At 75.3% G+C, this 7,180-nt stretch carries 6 protein-coding genes; 1 reads left to right on the top strand and 5 read right to left on the bottom strand.

Features of this window, described 5'->3' with window-relative positions; all coding sequences use genetic code 11:
• Positions 1-52 precede the first annotated feature (52 nt).
• The 5 genes from ACFU74_RS34855 to ACFU74_RS34835 all read right to left on the bottom strand — a co-directional run bounded on the left by ACFU74_RS34855 (position 53) and on the right by ACFU74_RS34835 (position 5,405).
• Entirely contained in the window at positions 53-1,291 is a 1,239-nt protein-coding gene (locus ACFU74_RS34855; protein ID WP_380764150.1) for an acyltransferase, read from the bottom strand.
• 48 nt (positions 1,292-1,339) lie between these two features.
• On the bottom strand, positions 1,340-2,476 hold the full coding sequence (locus tag ACFU74_RS34850) for an alpha/beta hydrolase (protein ID WP_380764149.1): 1,137 nt from the start codon (positions 2,474-2,476) through the stop codon (positions 1,340-1,342).
• A 168-nt stretch (positions 2,477-2,644) separates the two neighbouring features.
• A complete protein-coding gene (locus ACFU74_RS34845; protein ID WP_380764148.1) occupies positions 2,645-3,319 on the bottom strand; it encodes a response regulator in 675 nt (224 codons plus the stop codon).
• A 22-nt stretch (positions 3,320-3,341) separates the two neighbouring features.
• On the bottom strand, positions 3,342-4,670 hold the full coding sequence (locus ACFU74_RS34840) for a sensor histidine kinase (RefSeq protein ID WP_380764147.1): 1,329 nt from the start codon (positions 4,668-4,670) through the stop codon (positions 3,342-3,344).
• A gap of 72 nt (positions 4,671-4,742) precedes the next feature.
• Positions 4,743-5,405: a TetR family transcriptional regulator gene (locus ACFU74_RS34835; protein WP_380764146.1), complete on the bottom strand. Its 663-nt coding sequence runs from the start codon at positions 5,403-5,405 to the stop codon at positions 4,743-4,745.
• A 215-nt stretch (positions 5,406-5,620) separates the two neighbouring features.
• Between ACFU74_RS34835 and ACFU74_RS34830 the strand changes: the two genes are divergently transcribed.
• Positions 5,621-7,180, top strand: a 1,560-nt coding sequence (locus ACFU74_RS34830; RefSeq protein WP_380764145.1) for an MFS transporter, incomplete at its 3' end; no start/stop codon positions are given.

The raw sequence follows: 7,180 nt of genomic DNA, 5'->3' as shown, positions 1-7,180 counted from the left end.
GGCGCGGACCTCCCGGTCCGCGCCCGCCGTGGGCTCCGAGCGCCCGCGCGCGTCAGACGACGCCCAGCGCGTACGCGGCGAAGAACGCCACCCCCGCGCCGGCCACCGCCCTGGCCGGCCGGGAGAATCCCGTCCACGGACCGTCGAAGCGCCGGGTGAACCGGCCGATCGCCACCAGCACGGCGCCGAACAGCGGCAGCAGCGCCAGCCGCAGTGCGACCCAGCCGAGCGAGTCCGGCGCCACCGTCAGCCCCGGAACCTCGCCGAGGACGGCCGCACCGGGCACCGCGACCGCGAGCATCGCGCTCTGGTGCCAGCAGAAGATCGTCATCGCCGAGAGGTTCACCGCCACCACCGGAAGCCAGAGCAGCGGACGCCGGGTCAGCAGTCGGCCGAGCCGCTCGCGCAGCAGCACCGCCGCGCCGCACTGCACCGCGGCCAGCGCGAGCACCAGCAGGGACGGCGGGTGCGAGTTGGTGCGCTCGGCGCCCGGCACCCCGACCATCGAGGCCGGGTAGTGGAAGACCAGCAGCAGCACCGCGAACAGTGCCGCGCCGCCGGCCAGCAGCAGCCGCGCCGCCGGACGGCCCAGCCGGCCCGCGGCCCAGAGCACGCCCAGCTGGTAGCCGAACAGCCAGCCCGGAAGGATGTTCAGCAGGGCGACCCAGGACGGCACCGACTCCGCCCACGGCCCGTACCGCAGCAGGTCGACGACGGCGACGGCGGCGAGCAGCACGCCCGCCGACCAGCCGCCCAGCCGGCGGGCGGCGGCCGCGCAGAGCGGGGTGAGCGCGGTCAGGCCCAGGTAGACGGCGATGTACCAGAGCGGCTGCACCACCAGCGTCGAGCCGGTCCGCACGGTGTCGGCGGGAACGCCGAGGCGGGGCAGCAGCGGGATCAGCAGCGCCCAGACGGCGGTCACCCCGAGCACCGGCCGGAGCAGCCGCACCGCCCGGCCGCGCAGCCAGCCCGCGTAGCCGACCCCCCGTTCCCGGGCCCGTTCCCGGGAGCGGACCGCGGAGTGGCCGCCGACCAGGAAGAACACGCCCAGCAGTTGGAGCCCCCAGCTGACCGGGGCGAAGAAGCCGAGGTCGGGGGAGGAGAGCGGGCTGGCGTTGTGCAGGGCGCCGTCGGCGGAGCGGGTGAAGCCGCCGAGCATCCAGTGGCCGACCGGGACGGCGAGCAGGGCGAGGGCGCGCAGGCCGTCCAGGGCGCGGTCACGGCTCTCGGGGGTGCGGGCGTCCACCTGGCGGGCGGACCGGTGCAGCGGGGCGAGCAGGGTGCTGGGCATGACGGGGTCTCCGTTCACGGGGGAGGCGTGCAGGGGGAGGGGCCGGGGTCAGCGGCCGAGCGCGACGTCGGCGAAGGCGGCCAGCGAGGCGGTGCCCGGGGCGAAGTAGCCGGTGTGGCCGTGCGAGCCGGTGGACGGCAGCGGGCGGGCGCCGAAGGCCGGGTCGGTCGGGTCGGCGCCGTGGCCGAGGCCGAACAGGCGCACGTTCGGCACGTTGCCGATCCAGTCGGAGCCGTTGCGGGCGGTGGCCCAGAGCGGGACGCCCGGGTCGAGGCCGCCGGCCGAGCCGACGCCCAGGCCCGGCGAACCGAGCACCACCACGCCGGAGGACTGCCGCGGGGTCGGCCGGGCCAGCCCGCAGACCACCGAGCCGTAGCTGTGGCAGAAGACCGTGGCCGGGGCGTCGGGCCGGGTGCTGACGGCCAGTCCGTCCAGCAGCCGGGCCAGCCGCTCGGCGCCGGCTCCGGCGAGGGTCTCGGCGGCGGCGTCCGGACCGACGCCGACCGGGGTGGTGTAGCCCGCCCAGGCGACCACGGCGGTGCCCCCGCCGGTCGCCCCGTACAGCGCCCGGGCCATGCCGACGGGGGTGCCGTAGGGGTCGCCGGCTCGGTCGAAGGTGCGCAGGTCGATGTCGGAGCCGGGGACGACGACCGCGGTGCGCCGGGCGGTGGCGAGGTCGCCGAACACCTCGGCGACCTGGCCGCGGCCGCGCGGGTCGAAGGCCAGGAAGCGGCGGGGCCCGTCCGGCGAGGCGTCGTCGAGCAGGGTGCGGTAGCGCTCGGCGCGCTCCCGGGCGGCGGCGCGGTCGCGTGCGGGGAGTGCCGGGTCGGCGGCCCGGGCCAGGGCGCGCTCGCGCTCCTCGGCGACGGCCCGGGCGTTGGCCCGGTGGCGCAGGTCGACGGGCGCGCCGTCCAGGTTGCCGACCACCAGCGGGTGACGGACGGCCAGGTCCTCCCGGTCGGCGGGCGGCAGAGCGGCGAAGAACGCGGCCACCTCGGCGGGGGTGGCGGTGGCCGGGTCGGGCAGCGGGACGCCGGGGGCGGTGTCGGCGACCCAGGCGGCGGTCCCGGGCGGCGGACCGGTCACCGGCCGCTCGCCGCCGGCGGCCCAGCCGCCCGCCCCCAGCACGGCGGCCAGCGCCAGCGCGACGGCGGCCGCCGTCCGGGCCATCCGGTTCCTCGTCATGTCCGTTCCCTCCGTGGCCTGTACGGCTTCGATGGAGAGGAAGGTAGAAACGGGGCGGCCCCGCGGACATCACTCCGCGGAGCCAACTGCCGGGTGCTACCCGGGTATCAGGGGGTTTTCCCCCGGGGGGGCAGCCCCACCGGGGTCTCGCCGCCCCCGGGGGCGGGCTCACTGGCCGGGGGTCACCAGGCCGGACTCGTAGGCGAGCACCACCGCCTGGGCGCGGTCGCGCAGGTCGAGCTTGGCCAGGATCCGGCCGATGTGGGTCTTCACGGTCTGCTCGGCGAGGACCAGCCGGGCGGCGATCTCCTGGTTGGACAGGCCCCGGGCGATGAGCTCCAGGACCTCGGTCTCGCGCGGGGTCAGCCCGTTGAGCCGCAGCCCGGGGTCGCGGCGCCTGGCCGGCCTGGTCCGGGCGAAGTCCTCGATCAGCCGCCGGGTGACCGAGGGGGCGAGCAGCGCCTCGCCGGCCGCGACCACCCGGACGGCGGCGATGAGGTCGTCCGGGGGCGCGTCCTTGAGCAGGAAGCCGCTGGCGCCGGCCCGCAGCGCGTCGTAGACGTAGTCGTCCACGTCGAAGGTGGTGAGCATCAGCACCTTGGGGCGGTGTGCGCCGGGCACGGTCGGGTCCAGCAGCCGGCGGGCCGCCTCCAGGCCGTCCATGACGGGCATCCGGACGTCCATCAGCACCACGTCCGGATGGGTGCGGCCGCTCACCTCCAGGGCCTGGGCGCCGTCCGCGGCGTCCCCCACCACGTCGATGTCGCTCTGCGCGTTCAGCAGGGCGGCGAATCCGGCCCGCACCATCGCCTGGTCGTCGACGATGATCACGCGGATGGTCATACGGTGCTCTCCCGGGGGCGTCCTACGGTGCGTCCGATCGAGTATCCGTCAACGCGCCGAGCGGCAGTACGGCGGCCACCTTGAACCCGCCGTCCGGCAGCGGCCCGGTGTCCAGCCGGCCCTCCAGCAGCCGCACCCGCTCACGCATGCCGACCAGGCCCTGACCGGTGCCCTCGACCGAGGCCTCCAACGACTCGGCCCGCACCGGCGGGACCGCGTTGACCACGGTGACCAGCAGGGATCCGTCGGCGACGGCCAGCGAGACCCAGGCCGCGGCGCCGGGGGCGTGCCGGACCACATTGGCCAGTGCCTCCTGGACGATCCGGTACGCGGAGAGGTCGACGGCCGACGGCAGCGGCTCGTCGGCCGCTTCCGGGGCGAGCGTGAGCTCGGCGGACACGCCCGCCCGGCGGACCGTGTCGACCAGCTGGGCGAGCTGGCCGACGCCGGGCTGCGGAGCCTTCTCGGCGCCGGACTCCTCGCTGCGCAGCACCCCCAGCAGCCGCCGCATCTCGGCCAGCGACTCGCGCGCGGTGCCCGCGATCGCGGTGAACTCCTCGGCGGCCTCGGCCGGGACGCCGGTGATCCGGTACGGCGCACTGGCCGCCTGCACGGCGATCACCGACATGTGGTGGGCGACCACGTCGTGCAGTTCGCGGGCGATCCGGGCGCGCTCCTCCAGCAGGGTGCGCCGCTCGCGCTCGGCCTCGCTGATGTGCTCCTGCTCGGCGAGCAGCCGACGGGCCTCGGCGCGCTCGCGCAGCGCCCCGCCGAGCACCAGGACGGCGCCGGCCAGGGCGGTGGCGAGCAGGCTGTCGTCGCCGCCGAACCCGCCGGCGACGCCGAGGACGGAGAGCCCCAGGCTCGCCGCGGCGGTGACCAGCCAGACCGCGACCAGGGTGCGCCGGCTCTCGCGCAGGGCGAGCGTCAGCATCAGCAGGAGGTAGCCGACGATGCCCGGCGGCGGCCACGGCCAGGGGCCGTCGACCCCGCTGGGGCTGGCGCCGTCGCCGGTGACGAGGACCAGCAGCGAGGCCAGCAGGGCGCCGCCGCCGGTGATCCACCAGGCGGGCAGCGGCCGGGTGACGGCGAGCAGCAGCGGCACCGTCTGGACCACGGCGAGGGCGGCGGCCGGGCCCCCGTCCACCCCGTAGTCGTTGACCAGCACGAGGATGCCGGTCGGCAGCAGTGAGGCGATCGCGCCCGCGGCGAGGATGTAGGGGAGGAGGCGGACCCAGCGGCGGGAGGCCTGGGCGAGCAGCGGGGTGTGGTCGGTGGACGGGCGGGTGAGCGGGGCGAGCAGCGCGCGCACCGGACCGCCCGGGGCGGGCCCGGTGAGTGGCGTGGTCATCCGGTCAGCCTAGGGCGGCCCGGTGGGCCCCGCGTCACCCCTGGGTCCGGTCCTCGGTGTCATACCCGGGTATCAGGACCGCCAGTGGCCGGCCAGGGCCGGGACGAGCTGGTCGAAGTGGCGGTCGATCAGCGCGACCATGCCCTCCGGGCCGGTGTCCTCCTGGTCGGCGCTCCAGGAGAGGTGGGCGGTGCGCAGCACGCCGGCGAAGACCGCCGCGAGCACGGCGGGCCGCAGGTCCTCGGCCGGGTCGACGCCCTCGCGCTCGGCGATGATCCGGATCAGCACGTGCTCCTGCTCGGTCACCCGGCGCAGGTGGGCGGCGAGCAGGGTGGGGGTCTCCTCGATCATCCGGATCAGCTCCAGCGCGGCCGTCACCGAGCTGGGGCCGGTGTCCCGGCCGCCGCGGTCGCGCCAGGCGTCGACGATCGCGGCGCGCAGCGCCTGGAGCGGGGTCTCCTCGGCGGGGCGGGTGCGCAGCTGCTGGATGAAGTGGTCCTCGGCCTCGGCGAGGACGGCGAGGGCGACCTCGTCCTTGTTGGCGAAGTAGCGGAAGAAGGTGCGCTGCGAGACGTCGACGGCGGCGGCGATCTCGTCGACGGTGGTGCGGGCGAAGCCCTGGCCGAGGAAGAGCCGGTGGGCCGCCTCGATGAGCGCGTCCCGGGTGCGCTGCTTCTTCCTGGCGCGCAGTCCGGGCTCCTGGACGGGGGCGGGGGAAGCGGGCTGAGCGGCCATGGTGCGGGCCTTCCGGACGGAGATCGGGCTGGTGGTGTGGAGGCTACTGTAGCGATCTGCCAAATGGCAGTCGGGCGCACAAGTCAGCGTTTGCCGTATGTCAGTGACTGACATAATCTGCATCGGGTGGCGCCCCCGGGCCGGGCACTCGTGGGGACGGGTGGGCCGGGGCGCCACCTCCACGTCCGACCGCAGCCAGCCCCCGGAGGGCCCAGATGAGTCAGTCCCTCACCAAGAGCGCCACGGCGGACAGCCCGCCGCCGGGCACGTCACCGGGTGGGAGGAGCCTCCAGGGACACCCCTGGCTGACCCTGCTCACCGTCGCCGTGGGCGTGATGATGGTCGCCCTGGACGGCACCATCGTCGCGATCGCCAACCCGGTCATCCAGGCCGACCTGAACGCCGCGCCCTCCGAGATCCAGTGGGTGACCAGCGGCTACCTGCTGGCGCTGGCGGTCTTCCTGATCACCGCCGGCAAGATCGGCGACCGGTTCGGCCACAAGAACACCTTCCTGGTCGGCGCGGTCGGCTTCGCCGTCACCTCGGCGGCGATCGGCTTCGCCGGGAACATCCAGACGGTGATCGCCTTCCGCGTCCTCCAGGGCCTGTTCGGCGCACTGCTCCAGCCGGCCGCGCTCGGCCTGCTGCGCGGGGCCTTCCCGGCCGAGAAGCTCAACATGGCGATCGGCATCTGGGGCGGTGTCATCGGCGCCTCCACCGCGGCCGGCCCGATCGTCGGCGGCCTGCTGGTCGAGCACGTCAACTGGGAGTCGGTGTTCTTCATCAACATCCCGGTCGGCCTGATCGCGCTGGCCCTCGGCCTGTGGATCCTCAAGGACGTGCGGGCCGAGAACGCCGCCAAGTCCTTCGACGTCCCGGGCATCGTGCTGCTCTCGGTGGCGATGTTCGCGCTGGTCTTCGGCATCATCAAGGCCCCCGAGTGGGGCTGGGGCGACCTCTCCACGCTGCTCTTCCTGGGCGGCGCGGTCGTGCTGATGACCGCCTTCGCGTTCTGGCAGCGGGCGGCCAAGGAGCCGCTGATCCCGCTCAGCCTGTTCCGCTCGCTGCCGCTGTCGGCCGGCACCCTGCTGATGGTGCTGATGGCCTTCTCGTTCTTCGGCGCGATCTTCTTCGTCACCTTCTACCTGCAGAACGTGCACGGGATGTCGCCGGTGCAGGCGGGCGTCCACCTGCTGCCGATGACCGGCATGATGATCATCGGTTCGCCGGTGGCGGGGATGGCGATCGGCAAGCTGGGCCCGCGGATCCCGATCGTGGCCGGCATGCTGATCACCACCGCCGCGATGTTCGGCATGTCCACCCTGGACGCCGGGTCCGGCAACGGCGTGATGGCGCTCTGGTTCGTGCTGATGGGCCTGGGCATCAGCCCGGTCATGGTCGGAGCCACCGAGGTCATCGTCGGCAACGCGCCGCTGGAGCTCTCCGGCGTCGCCGGCGGCCTCCAGCAGTCCGCGATGCAGGTCGGCGGCAGCCTCGGCACCGCCGTGCTCGGCGCGCTGATGGCCGCCCGGGTCACCGACACCCTGCCCGGCGAGTGGGCCGACGCGGGCCTGCCGCCGGTGGACCCGGCGCAGGCCGAGGGCCTCAACCAGGCCGCCCAGCTCGGCATCGCCCCGCCGGCCCCGGCCGGCACCCCGCAGCAGGTGGTCGACGCGATGGCCGGGGCCGTCCACGACTCCTTCGTCAGCGGCATGTCGCTGGCCTTCGCGGTCGCCTCGGTGGTCGCCTTCGCCGCCGCCCTGCTCGGCCTGCTG

This window comes from Kitasatospora sp. NPDC057500 (assembly GCF_042802195.1).
In the GTDB taxonomy this organism is placed as follows: Bacteria; Actinomycetota; Actinomycetes; order Streptomycetales; family Streptomycetaceae; genus Kitasatospora.
This window is presented reverse-complemented; position numbering and strand designations above follow the sequence as displayed.

What these genes read in the sequence shown, in the direction of transcription:
- ACFU74_RS34855 (WP_380764150.1), bottom strand. Translation starts at nt 1,291, where the DNA reads ATGCCCAGCACCCTGCTCGCCCCGCTGCACCGGTCCGCCCGCCAGGTG.
- ACFU74_RS34850 (WP_380764149.1), bottom strand. Translation starts at nt 2,476, where the DNA reads ATGACGAGGAACCGGATGGCCCGGACGGCGGCCGCCGTCGCGCTGGCG.
- ACFU74_RS34845 (WP_380764148.1), bottom strand. Translation starts at nt 3,319, where the DNA reads ATGACCATCCGCGTGATCATCGTCGACGACCAGGCGATGGTGCGGGCC.
- ACFU74_RS34840 (WP_380764147.1), bottom strand. Translation starts at nt 4,670, where the DNA reads ATGACCACGCCACTCACCGGGCCCGCCCCGGGCGGTCCGGTGCGCGCG.
- ACFU74_RS34835 (WP_380764146.1), bottom strand. Translation starts at nt 5,405, where the DNA reads ATGGCCGCTCAGCCCGCTTCCCCCGCCCCCGTCCAGGAGCCCGGACTG.